This is a genomic window from Mesorhizobium sp. C416B, assembly GCF_030323165.1.
In the GTDB taxonomy this organism is placed as follows: domain Bacteria; phylum Pseudomonadota; class Alphaproteobacteria; order Rhizobiales; family Rhizobiaceae; genus Mesorhizobium.
Window position 1 is genome coordinate 4923662 of the sequence record NZ_CP100471.1, and the last position, 19158, is coordinate 4942819.

The 19158-nt window shown below is 60.5% G+C and carries 13 protein-coding genes; 5 read left to right on the top strand and 8 right to left on the bottom strand.

Features of this window, described 5'->3' with window-relative positions:
* Positions 1 to 111 precede the first annotated feature (111 nt).
* Positions 112 to 480: a response regulator gene (locus NLY43_RS24070; protein ID WP_023671108.1), complete on the bottom strand. Its 369-nt coding sequence runs from the start codon at positions 478 to 480 to the stop codon at positions 112 to 114.
* 155 nt (positions 481 to 635) lie between these two features.
* Between NLY43_RS24070 and NLY43_RS24075 the strand changes: the two genes are divergently transcribed.
* From NLY43_RS24075 to NLY43_RS24085, 3 genes are all read left to right on the top strand, one after another.
* Positions 636 to 2429 carry a PAS domain S-box protein gene (locus NLY43_RS24075; RefSeq protein ID WP_023683170.1) on the top strand — a complete coding sequence of 598 codons (1794 nt, stop codon included), beginning with the start codon at positions 636 to 638 and terminating at the stop codon, positions 2427 to 2429.
* A gap of 192 nt (positions 2430 to 2621) precedes the next feature.
* Positions 2622 to 2915, top strand: a complete 294-nt coding sequence (locus NLY43_RS24080) for a hypothetical protein (RefSeq protein ID WP_023704064.1) — start codon at positions 2622 to 2624, stop codon at positions 2913 to 2915.
* A 318-nt stretch (positions 2916 to 3233) separates the two neighbouring features.
* Positions 3234 to 8276 carry an autotransporter outer membrane beta-barrel domain-containing protein gene (locus NLY43_RS24085; protein ID WP_156935534.1) on the top strand — a complete coding sequence of 1681 codons (5043 nt, stop codon included), beginning with the start codon at positions 3234 to 3236 and terminating at the stop codon, positions 8274 to 8276.
* A 161-nt stretch (positions 8277 to 8437) separates the two neighbouring features.
* Here the strand turns inward: NLY43_RS24085 and NLY43_RS24090 are convergent, their stop codons facing one another.
* The 6 genes from NLY43_RS24090 to NLY43_RS24115 form a co-directional block, all read right to left on the bottom strand.
* Positions 8438 to 9670, bottom strand: coding sequence for a MalY/PatB family protein (locus NLY43_RS24090; RefSeq protein ID WP_050589736.1), 1233 nt, complete (start codon positions 9668 to 9670; stop codon positions 8438 to 8440).
* 49 nt (positions 9671 to 9719) lie between these two features.
* Complete coding sequence (locus NLY43_RS24095) at positions 9720 to 10844, bottom strand: amino acid ABC transporter permease (RefSeq protein WP_031199154.1); 1125 nt, start codon at positions 10842 to 10844, stop codon at positions 9720 to 9722.
* Between the two features lie 18 nt (positions 10845 to 10862).
* A complete protein-coding gene (locus NLY43_RS24100; RefSeq protein WP_023710885.1) occupies positions 10863 to 12050 on the bottom strand; it encodes an amino acid ABC transporter permease in 1188 nt (395 codons plus the stop codon).
* Positions 12051 to 12222: 172 nt separating this feature from the next.
* A complete protein-coding gene (locus NLY43_RS24105; RefSeq protein WP_286458730.1) occupies positions 12223 to 13236 on the bottom strand; it encodes an amino acid ABC transporter substrate-binding protein in 1014 nt (337 codons plus the stop codon).
* The gene (locus NLY43_RS24110) at positions 13233 to 13544 is read right to left on the bottom strand and encodes a transporter substrate-binding domain-containing protein (protein ID WP_031199156.1); all 312 of its coding nucleotides are present in this window, start codon (positions 13542 to 13544) and stop codon (positions 13233 to 13235) included. Before NLY43_RS24110 ends, NLY43_RS24105 begins: the two co-directional genes overlap by 4 nt.
* A gap of 165 nt (positions 13545 to 13709) precedes the next feature.
* Positions 13710 to 14669: a LysR family transcriptional regulator gene (locus NLY43_RS24115; RefSeq protein WP_023710886.1), complete on the bottom strand. Its 960-nt coding sequence runs from the start codon at positions 14667 to 14669 to the stop codon at positions 13710 to 13712.
* Between the two features lie 475 nt (positions 14670 to 15144).
* On the opposite strand from NLY43_RS24115, the gene NLY43_RS24120 reads away from it, so the two are divergent.
* Positions 15145 to 16377: a tyrosine-type recombinase/integrase gene (locus NLY43_RS24120; protein ID WP_023710887.1), complete on the top strand. Its 1233-nt coding sequence runs from the start codon at positions 15145 to 15147 to the stop codon at positions 16375 to 16377.
* Positions 16378 to 16827: 450 nt separating this feature from the next.
* Here NLY43_RS24120 and NLY43_RS24125 read toward each other — a convergent pair whose 3' ends face one another.
* A complete protein-coding gene (locus NLY43_RS24125; protein WP_031199157.1) occupies positions 16828 to 18018 on the bottom strand; it encodes a DUF4365 domain-containing protein in 1191 nt (396 codons plus the stop codon).
* Between the two features lie 611 nt (positions 18019 to 18629).
* Between NLY43_RS24125 and NLY43_RS24130 the strand changes: the two genes are divergently transcribed.
* Positions 18630 to 19115 carry a hypothetical protein gene (locus tag NLY43_RS24130; protein ID WP_023710890.1) on the top strand — a complete coding sequence of 162 codons (486 nt, stop codon included), beginning with the start codon at positions 18630 to 18632 and terminating at the stop codon, positions 19113 to 19115.
* Positions 19116 to 19158 lie beyond the last annotated feature (43 nt).

Genomic DNA, 19158 nt, shown 5'->3' on the forward strand with positions numbered 1-19158 from the left:
GCGCGACCTTGTTCGCCTGATCGGCACCGGCCGCAATTCGCTGCTCCGTGAGGCACGGCAGCTGCTCCGGCAGCGCCTGGCTAGTTTAGACCGAAGGTGCTCAGAGCACGGCTATCCCGTCGCCTTCTGCTGCCCGGCGGTCATCGCTTTGAGAGCCCGGACCACCTCTGCAGGTCCGGCGGGTTTCATCACTCTTACGCCGGACGAGAACGCTTCGGGGGTTTCCTCGAGCCCCAGGCCGGAATAGACGATGAAAGGAACCGCCCGCCCTGCCAAGGTTTTTGCCGCGTCAACAGCCTCGCCGTCCGACAGCCTTACGTCCAGGATCGCTGCGGCGGGGGTATGGTCCGCAAGAAAACGTTTCGCCTGGGAACATGTCGCCGCCAATGCCACGGCAAAGCCCGCCTCCGAAAGAGTGGACTCCATATCCAGTGCTATCAAGGCTTCGTCGTCGACGACAAGGACCAAGGGTTTGCCCATGCGCGGATGATCGCACGTTTGTAGATGGAAGACGAGTCGAGGCTACGACCCTTTTAGGGTCCGGTTCCCGTACGCAGCGGGTCGAGACCGCGAGCAATGGGAACCAACTGATCCAAGCCGCATTATATTTGGTTGGACTGGACAAGGTGTTTGGGATGCATGAAGCAACACAGGCGAATGTTGTCGCCTTCGAAAACCCGGGGGTGTCCAGCAATGACGGTCTGGATTTCGATTACAAGGATTTCTTCGAAAACGGCGCCGTTGCCCTCCATCTGGTGAACGCAGACGGCGTAATCGTGCATGCCAACCAGGCTGAGCTCGACCTTCTCGGCTATCCCGCAGAGGACTACCTCGGTTGCCACATCGCCGAGTTCTATCCCGACCGGGACGTCATAGAGGACATTTTGGGTCGCCTTGCCAATGGCGAGAAGATCGTAAGATATCCGGCGCGATTGAGGGCCAGCGATGGATCGATCAAGCACGTCGAAGTCACCTCAAGCGGACATTTCCGGGACGGCAAGCTGATCAACACCCGGTGCTTCACGGTCGATGTAACCGACTTGGTGCACACCCGCTCGGAGCTCAGGCAGCATGACAGTACCTATCACCAGATACTCGACGGCCTACCCGTCGCCATCTACACGACCGATCAGGATGGGACGATCACCTACTACAACCGCGCCGCGGCCGATCTGGCAGGCAGGGAGCCTGAGGTCGGCAAGGATAAATGGTGTGTGACGTTCAAGCTGTTCAGTGCCGACGGCAAGGAATTGCCGCACGATGAATGCCCGATGGCCATCGCGCTCAAGGAGAACAGGCCGGTCCGCAATCAGCAAGCTGTTGCGCAGCGTCCCGATGGATCGTTTTTTCCGTTCCTGCCCTACCCGACACCGCTGCGGGACGAGCACGGCGCTCTGATTGGCGCCGTCAACATGCTGCTGGACCTGACGGACCGCCAGCGTGCCGAAGAAACCAGGCAGCACCTGTCAGCGATCGTGGAATCCTCATTTGACGCTATCGTCAGCAAGGATCTCAACACCATCATAAAAAGCTGGAACCACGGCGCCGAACGGCTTTTCGGCTATACCGCCGACGAAGCGATTGGCCGGTCGGTGACCATGCTGATCCCCGAAGACCATCAGGACGAGGAACCCCGCATCCTCCAACGCATTCGCCGCGGCGAGCGCGTCGAACCATTCGAAACGACCCGCCTGCGCAAGGATGGCAGCCTGGTTCCGGTTTCGCTGACGATATCGCCCGTGCGTAACGCAACCGGGCAGATCACCGGCGCATCGAAGATAGCGCGAGACATCACGTCGGCGAAGGAGAATGAATACCGCATCCGCATGCTGATGCGCGAGGTCAACCACCGGGTGAAAAACCAGTATTCGGTCATCCTGTCGATGATCCGGGAGACCAACAAGCGATCGGAGACGCCAAAACACTTTGAAACCCAGGTGCGCGAGCGCATCATGGCGTTGTCGCGATCTCACGACCTGCTTGTTTCGGCGGATTGGAAGGGTGCCACGATCAGCGACCTCTTGGCGGCCCAGGTCGAGCCTTTCCCGCGGGGGGATGTGATCGAAATGTCGGGCCCATCATTGGTGCTCAGTCCCAACGCAGTTCAGTATCTCGGGATTGCCTTCCACGAACTGGCGACCAACTCGGCCAAATACGGCGTGCTCTCAGGGGACAAGGGCCGGATTTCGGTCACATGGGGCATCACCGGTTCCGGTGCTTCGAGGCTCTTTCACCTCACCTGGGCCGAATCCGATGGTCCGCAGGTCCAGACTGTCGGACAAGGTGGCTTTGGAACCGTTGTGCTGAAGCGGGTTGCGCCCGCAGCGGTCAGTGGGCAGGGAATTCTCGAACACGGTCCGCATGGCATAACATGGAGCCTGGAAGCGCCTTTGGTTTCCGTGGCAGCTTCTGCCGACCATGAAGCTTAGAAGCAGGAAGCAGCCCTGCAACGAGCATTCGTCAATTGGAAGCCCTTGATGCGGCCTTTGCCGAGCGAAAACCCCGTTTCCGCTAAAGATCGCCAGAGCCATTGCTAAAGTCGGCAGAGCAAATCACCGGCAGAGGGCGCATTTCGTTGCACGGAACGGGACAGGACCGGCGTAGCCAGAGGCGAGGTAACTATGGACATCGACGAGTTCCGTGCGACCCTTCAGGGTGTAGAGCCCCCGGCGAATCTTGGGATGGCGCTCCACGCTCTATGGTGGGATAGACAGGGCGATTGGGAGCGGGCGCATGAGTGTGTGCAGGCCAACGAATCTGATCCGGCCTCTGTATGGGTTCATGCCTATCTGCACCGCAAAGAAGGCGACCTTTCTAATGCAGCCTACTGGTACCGCCGCGCCGGGCAGCCTGTGGCAACTGGCAAGCTAGACGCAGAGTGGGAGTCGATTACAGAATCACTTCTTGCAGGATAGTGAGGGTCGCCCAAGGGGCAGCCTAGCGCCTCATCGCCCCGTAGAGGCGAAACTCACCTCCGCCCGATGGGATCGGCTGGGCCCAGGAGGTCCGAACGTTTCCGCATAAATTCATGCAGCGAGATTGTTCTCGCGATTCCGTAAGGTCTCTGTTTAATAAGCTATATCTAATATTGACTATTTTCTGTCGCTCAAAAGTCGCAGACTTCATTTTACTGATCACCGTTAGCTTCTTGGTAGCTCTCACGACTATAAACTTCTTGCGGGCGAATAGCTTTCATGCTGCCTTCGCGCACTCAGGAATCAGGGAGCTTAGGCATGGCGGAGCGGATTGCGCGTGATGGGTTTTGGGTTTTGCATCTCGCGCGCTTGCCGCAAGTCGTGTCGCTTCGCTCCGGCACCTTGACGATCCTAACTGTTGCCCTTGCGCTGAGCGCCGCGCCGGCTCGGGCCGATGGCGGCAATGGTAGCAGCGCAGGCGCTGGACAAGGTGGCGTTGACGGCGCGCTCGCGAGTGCCACGGGTCAGAATGCCGCCAATGGCGCGACCGCTGGTGGCGGTGGTGGCGGCATTGACCTCACGACGGGTGACGGGGCGCCAGGAGGATCGGGAGCGGTAAGTGGGACAGCCAACAACCCAAATGGCGTTGCCGGTGCCACTGGTGCTACGGGTCTGGTCATCTCGACAGACGGGACCATTGCAACCAGCATCAGCGGCGGGGCCGGCGCTTTGGGCTCCCCTGGCACGAATGGCGTCGTCAGGAGCGGCGGCGGTGGCGGTGGCGGTGTGGGCGTCAGTGCCACGGCCGACGTTACAGTCACTGGCACAGGATCGGTGAGTGGTGGCACTGGCGGCCGAGGTGGGACCAATGGCAACAGCGGCAGCGGTGGTGGCGGCGTCGGCATATTCTCGTCCGCAAACGTGTTTGTAGAGGCGGGCGGCAGCGTTACCGGCGGCACGAGTCTTTCCACAATTGGGGTCCAAGCAGGTGGTGGCGGCGGCGCAGCTGCCATCGTCCTGATGGGCGGCGGGACAATCCAGAACAGCGGGAATCTGCTCGGGGGTGCCGGTGGAAGAACAGTTCTCGGCGGCGGTGGGGACGGTGGCGCCGCTGTTCTGCTGCTTTCAGGTGGAACCGTCATCAACAAGCTAGGTGCGACGATCGTTGGCGGCAGTGGCGGTCAGGGCTCCTTGGCAGGCGGCGATGGCGCCGCAGGGATCAAGGGCGCCAACATCGCGGTCATCAATGCGGGTACGATCAGCGGCGGTGCCGTCGGCACCGGTGGCGGAACGCCGGCAGCCGGCAAAGCCATCCAGTTCACCGGCGGCGTCAATTCGCTGGAGATTCAGGCCGGCTCCACCATCATAGGCAATGTGGTCGCTTTCAGCGCCGCGGATACATTCAAGCTGGGTGGCGATATCAGCGCCAGTTTCGGTGTGTCGCAGATCGGCGCTGGCGCCAAATATGACGGGTTTGGGTTCTACGAGAAAACCGGAAACAGCACCTGGACCCTAACGGGGACGACAACTGCCGTCACGCCTTGGACCTTGTCCGGCGGGACCCTGCAAATTTCGAGTGACAACAATCTGGGCGCCCTCTCGGGCGGCTTGACCTTCGACGGCGGCACGTTGCGCACGACCACCAGCTTCGCCACCAATCGCAATGTCCTGATCAATTTGACCGGCGGGTTCGACATGGTGGCAGGCACGCAGTTGGACGTGTCAGGCCAGGTGACCGGCACCGGCACACTGGTCAAGAGCGGCGCCGGCACGCTCAACGTCAGCAATTTGTCCAACAGCTATACGGGTGGCAACATCGTCAATGCAGGAACGCTTGCCGGCAACACCGTGGCGATCCGTGGCGACATCCTGGACAACGGCGCTGTCTCGTTTCTCGACCTCGGCCCCCACACCTTCGGCGGAAATATCTCCGGCTCGGGCAGCGTCGACATCGAAGGCTTCGGCACGCTGACGCTGACCGGTGCCAACACCCACAGCGGCGGCACCAAGGTCGGGACCGGCAAAAGCATCTCGGTCGCGTCGGACCAGAATCTGGGTGCCGCTACGGGCCTGCTGACACTCGACGGCGGCGAACTCGGCACGACAGCAAGCTTCGCCATGAGCCGCGATGTCAAGCTCACTTCCGCCTATGGCTACTTCCGCGCGGCGGCGGGTACGACGCTGACCGCGAATGGCGAGCTGAGCGGCGTGGGCGGCGTCTACAAGGAGGGCGCCGGCACCCTGGTGCTCAACGGCGACAGCACCTATTCCGGCCGCACCACGGTCGACGGGGGCAAGCTCGTCGTCGAAGGTTCGCTTGGGAATACCGAAACGACGGTCAACAGCGGCGGCACGCTGGGCGGCTCCGGCTCGATAGGCGGCGCGGTGATCGTCGCCGATGGCGGTGTGCTGGCGCCGGGGTCCAGCCCTGGCACGCTTACGGTCGGATCGCTCAGCCTGAGCTCCGGTTCTATGCTCGACTACGAGCTCGGCCAGGCGGGCATTGTCGGCGGCGGTGTCAACGACCTGATCGAGGTGACCGGCGCGCTGACGCTGGACGGCAGCCTCAACATCACCGATGTCGGCGGCTTCGGGCCTGGCGTCTACCGGCTAATCAATTATGGCGGCGCACTCACCGACAATGGTCTCGAGCTCGGCAATCTGCCGGCCGGTGTCACGGCCGCCGACCTGACGGTGCAGACCTCCGTCGCCAACCAGGTCAATCTCGTCAGCAGCGTCGGCACCGACTTGCTCTTCTGGGATGGTGACGCGGCCGGCAATGCCAACAATGATCTGGTCGACGGCGGCAACGGCACGTGGACGGCGACAAGCCTGAACTGGACGACGAGCACCGGCCTGGTAACTGGCGCGATGAAGCCGCAGCCCGGCTTCGCCATCTTCCAGACGCTCGGCGGCACCGTCATCGCCGACGGCAGCGCCGGCGCGCTTGCGATTACGGGCATGCAATTCGCCGCCGATGGCTACCGCATCGAAGGCGACGCCATCACGCTTGATGGCGCTGGCGGCGAGAGCATCATTCGGGTCGGCGACGGCACGGTGGCCGGAGCAGGTTACACCGCCACCATCGCCTCCGTGCTAACCGGGACCAGCAGCCTGACCAAGACCGATGCGGGCACGCTGGTGCTGTCCGGCGCCAACACCTACACGGGCGGCACCACCGTCCTGGGCGGCGTGCTATCTGTTTCAGCCGACAACAATCTCGGCGTTGCCGCTGGCGGCCTGACGCTCTCCGGCGGGACGCTGCGCAACACAGCGGCGTTCAGCTCGGCGCGCGACGTCACGCTTTCGTCGGCCGGCGGCACCTTCGACACTGTGGCCGACCTGACCTTGTCCGGTGCGATCTCTGGCGCTGGCAGCCTTGCCAAGACCGGCGCCGGCACGCTGACGCTTACGGGAACGAACAGCTATGGCGGCAACACGTTGGTCAGCGCTGGCACGCTGGTCGGCGATGCAACCTCGATTCGTGGCGACATCGGCAATTCCGGCACTGTCGTGTTCGACCAGGCGGCGGACGCCAGCTTCGCCGGCGATATCTCCGGCACCGGCGCAATGATGAAGGATGGCGCCGGCGTGCTGACGCTGTCAGGCACGTCGCTGCTGGACTGGACCGTCAATCAAGGCGGCCTCGTCTCGGCAGCCGAGCGCTTCGGTGGCGATGTCGCGATCGGCGCCGGCGCCTCCTTCACATTCGACCAAGTCGCCTCCGCCAGCTATGCCGGCGTGCTCTCGGGCGCCGGTACGTTCATCAAGGACGGCCAAGGCACGCTGCTGCTTGCGTTGGACAACTCAGGCTTTACCGGCGCCACTACGGTCAGCGGCGGCACGCTTGCCGCGGGCGCTGCGAACGCGTTCAGTTCCTCCTCGCAGTTTTCCGTCGCCTCGGGCGCCACGCTCGATCTTGCCGGCACGTCCCAGACGATTGCGGGGCTGAGCAACGCCGGAACGGTGCGCATCGCGGGTGGCGTCCCAGGCGACACACTTACCGTAAGCGGCGACTATGTCGGCAATAGCGGCGCCGTCGTTCTCAACGCTGCGCTCGGTGGTGACGGTTCGCCGACAGACATGCTGGTGATCGCCGGCAACACGTCAGGGACGGGTACCCTTCAGGTCGTCAATTTCGGCGGGTCGGGCGCCCAAACGGTCGGAGGCATCAAGATCGTCGACGTCGGCGGCGTCTCAAACGGCAGCTTCTCGCTCGACGGCAATTATACCTTCGAAGACGATGCAGCGGTCGTCGCGGGCGCCTACGCATACAGGCTCTACAAGAACGGCGTCAGCACACCGGCCGATGGCGATTGGTATCTGCGCTCGGCCCTGGTCAACGGCGATCCCGATCCGCAGCCGCTCTATTCGCCCGGCGTGCCTCTGTACGAGGCCTATGAAGGGGTGCTGCAGGCCTTCAATGAACTGGGCACCATGCAGCAACGCATTGGCAATCGGTCGTGGGGCGAGGGTGCTACGCCGCAAGGTGCGGACCTGCCAGGCCAGGGCTCGGTCGACGGCAAGGCGATATGGGCGCGCATCGAAGCTGCCCATGCCGAGATCAAGCCTGAGACGTCGACCTCCGGCACGAACTATGACGTGACCACCTGGAAGCTGCAGGCCGGCGTCGATGGCCTGCTGCACGAAAGCGACGCCGGTACCCTGATCGGAGGGATTACGGCCCACTACGGAACCGCGTCGTCGGACGTCTCCTCGATCTTCGGGGCAGGGTCGATCGCTGCCACCGGCTACGGCGTCGGCAGCACGCTCACCTGGTTCGGCAGCGGTGGCTTCTACGTCGACGCGCAGGCCGAGGCGACATGGTATGACAGTGACATCCGGTCGGCCACGCTGGGCACCACGCTTGCGGACGGCAACAACGGTTTCGGCTACGGGCTGAGCATCGAGACCGGACAGAAGATCGCCCTCAACGGCAACTGGTCGCTGACGCCGCAGGCCCAGCTTGCCTATTCCTCGGTCGACTTCGACGCGTTCACCGACCCGTTTGGCGCCGTCGTGTCGCCCGGCAGCAGCAACAGTCTCGTCGGCCGCCTCGGCCTCTCCGCGGACTATGAAGACCAGTGGGTGGACGATGCGGGGCAAGTCAGCCGCACGCACATCTACGGGCTCGGCAACCTTTACTACGACTTCCTCGACGGAAATGATGTCGATGTGTCTGGCACGAAACTGGTCAGCGAAAATCAGGCGCTGTGGGGCGGTGTCGGCCTCGGTGGCTCGCTGAGCTGGGCGGACGGCCGCTACGCCGTCTTCGGAGAAGGGACAGCGCGGACAAGCCTCAAGGATTTTGGCGATAGCCACGCCCTGGGCGCCAAGCTCGGGTTCGCTGTGAAATGGTAGCGGCGATCGAGATGGACATGTCGACTTTGGCTTGAGGGTCGTGTCCGGCACGGCTATGGAATCCGGACTTGCGGGCCACCCGGCTCGTCGCCCTCGGACGTTTCCTTACCGGCTGCCGGCATCAACTACCAGGCTCGCATCCGAAGCACCCTGGCGGTCGATCACAGGGATGCCAGCGCGCTGGACATGCGCTCCAGTCCTTGGCGCAACAGAGGACGCGGGCAGCCGACATTCAGGCGAATGAAGCCTTCGCCGCCAGGCCCATAGACGCGGCCGTCATAGAGATTAACCCCGGCCCGATCGACAAAGAATTTCTGAATTCCACCCACTCGGCGATCGAGCGCGCACGCGTCCAACCACACCAGAAACGATGCGTCGGGCCGCATGGGCGTGATGCCTGGAAGGTGTTCACCGGCGAACTCGCAAACCAGATCGATGTTGCCGGCGATATAGCGCGTGAGTTGGTCGAGCCACGGCGCGCCGCTGCTGTAAGCAACCTCCAAAGCCAGGCGGCCGAAAAAGTTCGCATTCACCATGAATGACGCCTGCATTGCGGCAAGAAGCGCCCCGCGGCGCTTTTTGCTGGCTACCGAAATGGTTGCCGAAGGAACCCCGGCAAGATTGAAAGTCTTCGTTGGAGCGGTGCAGATGAACGATTTCTCCGCAGCATCTTCCGAGATGGAGGAGAAGACGATGTGGGGGCGATCCGACAACCTTATGTCGCAGTGAATGTCGTCGGATATGACCAGGATGCCATGACGCTCGCAGATGTCGTTGAGCGCCGTCAATTCTTCGCGTGTCCAGGCCATTCCGGCAGGGTTGTGAGGATTGCACAGCAGGAATGCCTTGGCACCGCCGGCCGCCAGTTTCTCGAAATCCTCGAGATCGAGTTCATATCTGTTGTTCTGCAGCCTCAGCCGGTTCGTAAGCAGAACCCGCCCGTTTCCCTGAACAACTTCGAAATAGGGCGAGTACACGGGCGACTGCACAATGACGCAGTCACCGGGCTTGGTGAAGGTTCGCAGTATCGCAGCCACCGACGGCATGATCGCCGGCGCGGGAAGCAAGGTCTCCAGTTTCGGCGACCAGTTGTGCCGGTGCGCGAACCACGATTGCACGATCTCATAGTGGCGCGGATCGCGGCGTGTGTAGCCGTAAATGCCATGCTCCGCGGCCTCGCGCAGTCGCGCGATGACGGTTTCCGGAGCGCGGAAGTCCATATCCGCCGTCCACAGCGACAGCAGGTCCTGGCCCTCGACCTGGGGAGAGAACTCGTCCCACTGGTTGGCCCATTTGACGGATCCGAACTGCTGACGGTCGTGGATCTGGTCGAAATCTATTCCCGCGATATGTCGTTGCCCAAGCGCCGATGCGGGCGTGTCTGCACAAGCCATTTGATAGTCACCTTGCCGCGGGCATTGCTTGCGGCATCATCAGCGCCTCCTAGGATTTGTGGCCACGCGCCAATTGGCGCTCCATAGATTGCGAGTAACGCGACATGCCGAAGCAAAAGCTCCAGTAGACCAGCCCCGCAAAGAGGTAGCCGGTTGATGAGATCGTCGGGCCTGCCCAGTTCGGATCGATGCGCGCCGTTTCGACGGCCTTCAGAAAATCCGCGATGCCGACGACGGCGACCAGAGTCGTGTCTTTGAACAGACCGATGAAGGTCGAGACGATACTCGGTATGACGATCGTCAACGCCTGAGGGAGGACGATCAGGCGCATCATGTCGAAGTAGCCGATCCCGAGCGCCTTGGCCGCTTCGTGTTGGCCCTTCGGGATCGCCTGAAGGCCGGCTCTCACGACCTCGGCCATATAGGCGGACGAGAACAACGCTATCGCGATGAGCGGGCGCAACAGACGATCAGGTGTCAGATAATCCGGGACGAAGAGCGGCATCATGAAGTTCGCCATGAACAACACTGTGATAAACGGCACGCCGCGGACGACTTCGATGAACGTGACGCAAACCGTCTTGACGAAAGGGAGTTCCGACCTGCGCCCAAGCGCCAGGATAACCCCGATCGGTAGCGAGAAGACGATACCCACGATCGACATCAGCAACGTGATCAAGAGACCGCCCCAGAGCGTCGTATCGATGACAGGCAAATGAAGCCAGGCAACGCCGCGCACGAGAATGAACGCGGCCACGGGGTAGACGAGGAAGAACAGCAACGCCGCCACTTTGCGCCGCGGAGCCTTCGTCCACAGGAGCCAAACGATGAGGATGGCGCCGATCGCCTGCGCAACGTCCACGCGCCACCGCTCGGAAACCGGATACGCGCCGTATCGCAGGTAGTCGAACTTCTCGGCGATGAAAGGCCAGCAAGCCCCCTGGCTGTTCGTACGGCAAGCTTCGTGGCCGCCGCTCCAGACCGCATTGAAGATCGCAAAGCTCAGGAAGTGATGCAGCAGCCACGCGGCGAGGAGGACAAAGCATACTGTCAGCGCGCCTGAAGACGGCGTCGAAAACAGGTTCTTTTTCATCCAGCTCACTGGACCCGGTCGAACGTCCGCGGGAGGCGCCATGGCTGGTATGAGCGCGCTGACGTCAACTGGCGAACGCATGGACTGATCGCTCATCCGTCACCTTTCAACGATTGCAAAATGTCGGTTACACGCGTTCATGGCCAATGACGTGGCAAGGGAGATGACGAGATAGACCGACAGGGTAATCGCCATGACCTGGACGGCGGCTCCGGTCTGGTTGAGCACCGTGCCGGCAAAGATCTGAACGAGGTCGGGATAGCCGATGAACACGGCAAGCGACGAGTTTTTGATGAGATTGAGATACTGGCTTGTCAAAGGGGGTATGATGATGCGCAGCGCCTGGGGAACGACGACCAGACGAAGCGTCTTGCCCGGCGCCAGCCCCAGCGCATGCGCAGCCTCGGTCTGGCCCTTTGGCACTGCCTGGATTCCACCTCGCACGATCTCGGCGATGTATGAACCGGTGTAGACCGACAGACCGATCAGGAGAGCGGCAAACTCCGGATAGAGCTGATGCCCGCCTTGAAAATTGAAACCCCGTAGCTGCGGGGCGACGAACGAGACCGGCTCGCCAGCCGCCAGGAACACGACCAGCGGAAATCCTATCAAGGTCGCCAGACTGACCAGAAGCACCGGCAGCTGCCTGCCCGTCCGTCTCTGGACGCTCCTGGCGCGAAACCAGAATGCAACGCAGCAGGAAATGGCCGCAACGAATGCCAGGCCCACCAGCCCCGCTCCCGGATGCAGATGAATCTCCGGAACGATGAGGCCGCGATTGTTGAGGTAGATGCCGCCGGGAATGGCGATGGACGCCTTCGGCGAGGGCAACGGCTTGAGGACGGCGTTGTACCAGAACAGCAGCTGCAGCAACAACGGAACATTGCGCACAAGCTCGACATAGGCGGTCGCCACCTTCGAAACGATCCAGTTCGGCGACAGGCGGGCAACGCCGATGACGAAGCCAAGCAAGGTCGCAAACAGGATTGCGAGGAGACTGACGTAGAGGGTGTTGGCCACTCCCACCCAGAACGCCTGACCGTAGCTGGACAATGCATCGTACGGTATCAGGGTTTGATTGATGTCGAAGCCGGCAGACTCATTCCAAAAGTCGAATGAGAGCGGAATCCCCCGGACCCGCATATTCGATGCAGTCTGCATGCCGATGCCCAGGGCCAAGGCCAGCAGGCAGCCGGCGAGCAAGAGCTGGTAGAAGATGCCCCGCACCTTCGTATCGTGCAGCGACAACCTCCTGCGCGACGGCGCGGGAAGCGACAAATGGGACATGGCCTGTTCCTATCCGGTCCGTGCAAGGCGCTGACGGTAACACGCCAGCGCCTTGCAACCATGCTTTGCTTAAAGCGCGTCGCGTTTGAACGGACTCAGGCGACGCGCTTTAGGGTCTTTGTTTTTATGCACGTCGTGTCTCAAAACCGGGGCCATTTTTGAGCGACATGCGTTAGCGGATCGGCGGAGCGTATTGAACGCCGCCTTGGTTCCAGAGCGCGTTCATGCCGCGCTCCATTTTCAGCGGCGAATCCTTGCCGACATTGCGATCAAACACTTCGCCGTAATTGCCGACCTGCTTGATCACCTCGACCGGCCAGCTATCGCCGAGCCCGATGTCCTTGCCTATGCTGCCGTCCACGCCAAGCAAGCGGCGGATGCTGGGGTTGTCCGACGATTTCATGGCATCGACGTTCTTGGAGGTGACCCCGTATTCCTCCGCGGCCACCATGACGTAGAGCGTCCACTTCGCCACATTGAGCCACTGGTCGTCACCCTGCCGCACGGCCGGGCCAAGCGGCTCCTTGGAGATCAGCTCGGGAAGAACAATGCTGTCGTCCGGCTTGGCCATGCGAAGCCGCGACGCGTTCAAGGTGGAGGTGTCTGCGGACAAGACGTCGCAACGCCCCTCCTCATAAGCCTTCACCACAGCTTCCTCGTCCGCGAAACCAACCGTCGTGTACTTGATCGACTGCGAGCGAAAATAGTCGGCAAGGTTCAACTCGGTCGTGGTGCCCTGGGTGACGCATATCGATGCGCCGTCGAGCCCCTTGGCTGACGTGATGTTGTCGGCCTTGCGCACCATGAACCCCTGGCCGTCATAGAAATACGTGCCGGCAAACAGTATGCCTAGCGACGTATCGCGGGACGATGTCCAGGTTGCGTTGTGCGCGAGAATGTCGATCTCTCCCGACTGCAAGGCGGTGAAGCGATCCTTTGGCGTCAATGGGATGAACTTGACCTTTTGCGCATCCCCGAGCACGGCAGCGGCCACGGCGCGACAATAATCGACGACAAATCCGGTCCATTTGCCTTCATTGTCGGGGAGGCTGAAGCCAGCCGTGGCCGAATTCGTGCCACAGGTCAGCACGCCATTTTTCTTGACATTGTCGAGGGTTGCGGACCACGCCGAGGAGGCGGTGCACGCGATGGCGAGGGCAAGTAGGCCCTTGAACGTTGATCTCATTTCGGCATTCCCCTGTTATTGTCGATCTCTCCCGACTGCAAGGCGGTGAAGCGATCCTTTGGCGTCAATGGGATGAACTTGACCTTTTGCGCATCCCCGAGCACGGCAGCGGCCACGGCGCGACAATAATCGACGACAAATCCGGTCCATTTGCCTTCATTGTCGGGGAGGCTGAAGCCAGCCGTGGCCGAATTCGTGCCACAGGTCAGCACGCCATTTTTCTTGACATTGTCGAGGGTTGCGGACCACGCCGAGGAGGCGGTGCACGCGATGGCGAGGGCAAGTAGGCCCTTGAACGTTGATCTCATTTCGGCATTCCCCTGTTATTGTTGAAAGGGAATGTGCTCTCCAGGTAAACTATTCGTCAAATCGATTGTCCTCATGGTCAAAATGAGCGCCCCTCATAATTGCGCAGCACCCGCTCGCAGGTAAAAAGGCGCTCGAGTGTTGAAACAGACGACAGCGCGCGCGACCTATTTTACGGCCGACCCAGGTCTCCGACGGTCGACCCTTGGTCTCTTGGTCCGCGACTCGTTGTAGATGCCCACGATGATTTCCCGGAGCCACCTGGTTCCCGGGTCATTCGCCATCTGGCGGTGAACAATAAGCCAGGCATTCACATTCGATATCGGAATGGGTGGCGGGACCAACGTCACCTCACTCCTCTCGTCCATCATTTGCAGGATGGCATCACCGCAATGGGTAATCAGTTCAGTGCCGCGAAGCGCCCAGGGCAGCACCGGATAGTTCGAGATGGTCGCAACGACATTGCGGCGAAGACCCATCTGTTTGAGGGCGGCATCCGCGAGGCCTTCCGCCAGGCCATCTGCGGAAATCTGGAGGTGAGAACTGGCCAAATAGGTTTCCAGCGTCATAGCGCTTCTGGCGATCTTGCTTCCACTCCACACCGCGCAAAACAATCGGTCCTGGCCAAGCTCCACCTTCAAGAGACCTGGGTCGTCGCGTATCGCTGCTCCCGTCAGCGCACAGTCAACTTGTCTCAAATAGACCGATGAACCGATTTCGGGTCCGTTTGCGGGAATGACGTTCAGCGTCGCGCCAGGAGCTTGCCTGGAAAATTCTCGAATGAGGCCCGGGATGAAAACCATGGCATGATAATCTGTAAGCCCAACTCGAAAGTTGCGTCGCGTCGTTGCTGGATTGAAGATCTGATGCCGGTCGATCGATGCGCGGATCGTCGCGAGTGCGGCGGAAATATTCGACAGCAGCTCAACTGCCCGGGGAGTTGGCCGCATCTCGCCGCCATCTCTGGTGAACAATTCATCCTGCAATAGATACCGAAGCTTCGACAGGGAGTGGCTTACAGCTGATTGTGTTCTGCCCAATTCGGTAGCCGCCCGCGTCACGCTCCTTTCCCGCATCATCACGTCAAAGACCCGCAATAGATTGAGGTCGATATCGTTATAATTCATGGAATTACCTCATCTGCGACCTGAGACCGCACCAGGCGGCACTACCGCGTTGGTTGCGACGGTGACAGATGGGGCACGAAGAGTGAAGACAGAGGTTCGGCGCTACGCCTTTGAAACTCTGGCGGACCAGGTGACGACGACCGCCGCATGGCTCCGCGGCATTTCTGCGCCTGGCTTGGCGAGCAAGCCGGCAATCCGCCATGAACCCAGGGCGAGCATGTGAAGTAAAGTCAGCCGCACCCGCTGGGTGGGAAATCGCAGGCGGTTTCATTGGCTTGATAATGGCGGAGAGAGCGTCCGTCCGCCGCACTCACGGCAGGTTCCGCCGAGTTCTGAAAACGCAATAAATACATTGTAAAAACAGCCCAAATCGATCCGAAGAGTTCTGCTTAATTCCGGTCAAATCCAATGCTTGTTTGTGGGTTGGATTGTAGGTATGTTTTGACCATCGCAAACAAGAGCGTTGGGCGGGCGTATGGCCAGGTCGATCAACAAGTTAAGTGCCGTCGAGGTGGCGAAGAAAGCCAAGCCGGGCACCTACGGTGACGGCGGCGGCCTTTATCTGCAAGTGGCAAAGAGTACCGCGAAAGGTGCGCAGGAGGGGGCTATCACCAAGTCCTGGCTCTTCCGCTTCATGCTCGCTGGCAAGGCCCGGTACATGGGGCTAGGGGACGTTCAGACCTTCAACCTCAAGGAAGCACGGGAGAGGGCGCGAGCGGCAAGGCAACTCGTGTCGGACGGCAAAGACCCTATCGAGGACCGCCGCGAGCGTACCGCTGCTCTCCGCGCCGACGATGCCAAGCGGATCACATTCAAGCAGGCGTCCGAGCGCTACATCGCCGCGCAGAAGGCTGGCTGGAAGAACGCGAAACATGCGGACCAGTGGCAGAACACACTCGCCACATATGCGTTTCCTGTGATCGGCGATCTGCCGGTGGCAAAGGTGGACACCGCGCATGTCATGCAAATCCTAGAGCCGATTTGGACAACGAAGACCGAGACAGCCACCCGCGTCAGGGGCCGTGTCGAACTGGTTCTCGATTGGGCGAAGGCCCGCCACTACCGCGGCGGCGATAACCCAGCCCGGTGGCGCGGCCATCTCGACAAGCTGCTTCCGGCGCGTTCGAAGGTCGCCAAGGTCGAGCATCATGCGGCCATGCCTTACGCAGACTTGCCGGCGTTCATGGCCCAGCTCCGGTCAATGGATAGCATCTCGGCCCGTGCGCTTGAGTTCACCATCTTGACCGCTGTGCGCACAGGCGAGGCTATCGGGGTGATGGAGGGCGAGGTCGATTTCGCCAACAAGCTCTGGACAATCCCCGCCGTGCGCATGAAGGCCGACCGGCCGCACCGCGTCCCGCTCTCGGATCGTGCGATCGAGATTTTGAAGGGCGTTCCACGCGAGGCGGAAAGCCCCTACCTTTTCCCCGGCGCGCGAAAAGGGAAGCCACTCAGCAATATGGCGATGCTCGAACTCCTCCGGGGTATGGAAGGGATGGAGGGCCTGACCGTCCACGGCTTCCGCTCGACGTTCCGCGACTGGGCAGCGGAGCGGTCTAATTTCCCGCGCGAGATTGCGGAGGCGGCATTGGCGCACGTCCTCACTGACAAGACGGAGGCGGCTTATCAGCGGGGCGACATGCTGGAGAAGCGCCGGCGGCTGATGACGGCTTGGGCCGGTTATTGCAACTCAGGGAAGACGGCCTAAGCGCAACTGTTTACGGCGTTCAACGCGTGTTGCCGGTAGGCCGAATCTGCAAAAAGTTCGACATGAGTGGCTCCGCCTTCCTTGACCGTCAGACGGACAAAATACCGCTCGACGCCTAGCGTGATTATTTGCTGGGGTTGAACCTCGTAGACGCGACCAGGAATGATCGTCTGAAGGTAGTGCGTAACGTCCGGGTCGCCGGGAAATGTATGCTTTATGAGCAGGGCTGGCACCAGACAGGTAGCCAAAGCGTCGACAGACTTGTTGGACTCCCACGTCTTGCTGGGTTCACCATTTCGCGCTGAAACGCAACTAGCCGCGCTTATGGCGCAAAGCGTCGCTGCCAACGTTCGAAAAATCCTCATGACAGTCATCACCACCTTGCCCCAGAAAACCCACCAAGAACCTGACTACAGATAATAACAAGCCAATGGTCGCATCCGCTGCTCTCTAGCCAGGACCTGTCAGCCACAGCGTAGGAGGCAGTCCAATCTTCTCCATTACAGCATTGTCCTGGAGACCGTTCATATCGGCGAAGCTAACTAAGACACGGGCAAGGGTGGGTAAGAAGCGAGTTACAACGACTCTATTTCCCAACTCTCCGACTGTTACACCTCCCAAATTGCCCATGGAAAGCAGGCTACGGTTGTGCGGGTCTCGAGCGTAGAAATCCTCCAAGCTGCCAGCCGGTGCAAAAAAGCCAACCACAGGATTTTGTAAATAGGGCCCTGGCCAGGCCTGTAGATAAGTGTCGCCGCGTGCGTTTTGTTGTGCCGCAAAGGGTGGTGCCGCAAAGCGAATCGCCTCTGCGAGCAAATCGTCTTGGTAGCCGAATTCCGTTGAAATCGTTGGTTCAGCCAGAAGCAACATTAGAACACGACGAAGCCTTGAAGCAGTTTTTCGGTAGTTGGCAAGAATGTCCTTTCGGACTATCGCCTGTTTGATCTGTTCAGGCGTTGGCGAAGATACATCGGCAATTGCGTCGATGCTTCCTATTAAATCAGCTTCGCCGTCGATCTGAATCTCAATCTCACAAGTTTCGCCCCTCAAAGCAGCGCGGCTGAATGCAAGCGCGGTCAGACCCAGTTCATCTTCGGGCGCAAGGACACCTTTTTCCAAACTGTAAAGTAGGCGCAGAGTCTCTTTGGCAGCGATCGCTGCGCTGCTGCGCGTCCTGGCGATAAGCCTCAAGCTTTCGAGAGCGGTGTGCAGATCACTTTGCTCAGGCAAATCTATCGCATAGCCGTTAGCGGTGTGACGCAGAGTGTCGCTAGATACATGTTGCCAGCGAAGGCGGTTGGTCTCAGGTTCGCAATGAACCACGATGACTGGAAGTGAATGCCCCAGCCAGTAGTTGGCATGCTGTTCAGTGCAATATAGGGTCCGGCCGTATCGGGTAGGCACGACGATACTTAGGCCGCGTTTGACTTGCACGGCTACCTGGCGCCCGCTTGCCTGTTTCACTGAGCCGTCGGTGACTAGTTCAATCACCCCGTCCACGCCAAAATCGAGGCCACTCCGTCGCTCATATAATTGGCCGAGTTCTAATACAGCAACTTCGACAGATGCTTCCCCCAATTGCCCGGACGTCGCGTGATCGCCAAGTTTTGGTAACTTCCGTTTGTCTTCATTTAGGTTCATGGCGCAGCCCAAGCTGGGGATTTGCAACCTGTATGGGCCTTTCATTTGTCTGAAGCAACAAGTCGGTACCTCTAACTCTTGACGAAGAGGCGTCCGAATTTCTCGACAAATTTGCGAGGGACCAGGCAGGGGCGGGGTGTCCCGGTGGCACCAGCGAAAGGCCCTCCGCCAAATTCTGAAAGGGGGTGGGGGGTCTCGAGTTAAAAGACCATACGCATTCGTTCGCCCGCATTGGCCGCGTGGTGGGCGCGCACGTCGCCCCGGTATGTGGACGGGCGATGGCATGAACGCGCGTCTACGGCCCGCCCACGGCCACGGCGTTCATGGTCGCCCGATGCGCCATCCATCATGATCGGCAACACGCCACGTTGAGCCATATCCCAGGCCTCCCGATCCGATCTGAGTCCTCGGGATGCGTGTTCAAAAAACCCCTACGAAACGCCCGCGCCGAAAGGGCGGAAATGCGGGCTTTTGAGCCTGTCATTTTTGCGTTCAAAAACCATTTGTTTTTTGAACATCGCGCTTGACTGTAGCGCATAGTAGAGCGAAGTTTTCTCGTAAATTCAGTCACTTAACGCGGCACAGCCGCACCATTGAACGGAGATACAGCTATGCAAGTTACGCGCACGTTTTCACATCGCGAGTTCGGTAGTTTGGGCGAGGCCACTTTGGCCGTTGAAAAGGGTAAATGGACGTTGGACGGCCAAGCCCTTCCAGACGCTTCGGTTGAATACTTGATGGGCTTCGCGCTTCAATCTCTGCAGGACGCATACGCGGGCGCGAAGAGCCAGGAGGCGGCCAGCGCCGCTTTCGACGCTAAGCGCAAACGGCTGATTGAGGGCGCGATCGGGCGAACGGCTGGTCCTGCGGAAGAGCCACACGTCCGGTTCATCCGTCAGATGGTGCGCAATGCACTCAGCCCGGAGAGCAAGGCCCGGTATGAGCAGACCGACGCGAAGGACCGAAACAAGTTCCTCATGGGGCTTTTCACGGGGCTTCCCAATGCGAAGCGCGACCGCCTCGACGCTCAGGCGCGGACTGCCCATCAGGCATCGCTTGCCGCGAAGGCAGCGACTGAATTTGAACTGACCATCTAACAGCCATCGCCAATGCCAGCTGGGCGGCTCGTGAAAGCGGGCC

Bases quoted from the DNA above. Each gene is read 5' to 3' on its own strand.
- NLY43_RS24070 (WP_023671108.1), bottom strand. From the start codon at position 480: ATGGGCAAACCCTTGGTCCTTGTCGTCGACGACGAAGCCTTGATAGCA.
- NLY43_RS24075 (WP_023683170.1), top strand. From the start codon at position 636: ATGCATGAAGCAACACAGGCGAATGTTGTCGCCTTCGAAAACCCGGGG.
- NLY43_RS24080 (WP_023704064.1), top strand. From the start codon at position 2,622: ATGGACATCGACGAGTTCCGTGCGACCCTTCAGGGTGTAGAGCCCCCG.
- NLY43_RS24085 (WP_156935534.1), top strand. From the start codon at position 3,234: ATGGCGGAGCGGATTGCGCGTGATGGGTTTTGGGTTTTGCATCTCGCG.
- NLY43_RS24090 (WP_050589736.1), bottom strand. From the start codon at position 9,670: ATGGCTTGTGCAGACACGCCCGCATCGGCGCTTGGGCAACGACATATC.
- NLY43_RS24095 (WP_031199154.1), bottom strand. From the start codon at position 10,844: ATGCGTTCGCCAGTTGACGTCAGCGCGCTCATACCAGCCATGGCGCCT.
- NLY43_RS24100 (WP_023710885.1), bottom strand. From the start codon at position 12,050: ATGTCCCATTTGTCGCTTCCCGCGCCGTCGCGCAGGAGGTTGTCGCTG.
- NLY43_RS24105 (WP_286458730.1), bottom strand. From the start codon at position 13,236: ATGAGATCAACGTTCAAGGGCCTACTTGCCCTCGCCATCGCGTGCACC.
- NLY43_RS24110 (WP_031199156.1), bottom strand. From the start codon at position 13,544: ATGAGATCAACGTTCAAGGGCCTACTTGCCCTCGCCATCGCGTGCACC.
- NLY43_RS24115 (WP_023710886.1), bottom strand. From the start codon at position 14,669: ATGAATTATAACGATATCGACCTCAATCTATTGCGGGTCTTTGACGTG.
- NLY43_RS24120 (WP_023710887.1), top strand. From the start codon at position 15,145: ATGGCCAGGTCGATCAACAAGTTAAGTGCCGTCGAGGTGGCGAAGAAA.
- NLY43_RS24125 (WP_031199157.1), bottom strand. From the start codon at position 18,018: ATGAACCTAAATGAAGACAAACGGAAGTTACCAAAACTTGGCGATCAC.
- NLY43_RS24130 (WP_023710890.1), top strand. From the start codon at position 18,630: ATGCAAGTTACGCGCACGTTTTCACATCGCGAGTTCGGTAGTTTGGGC.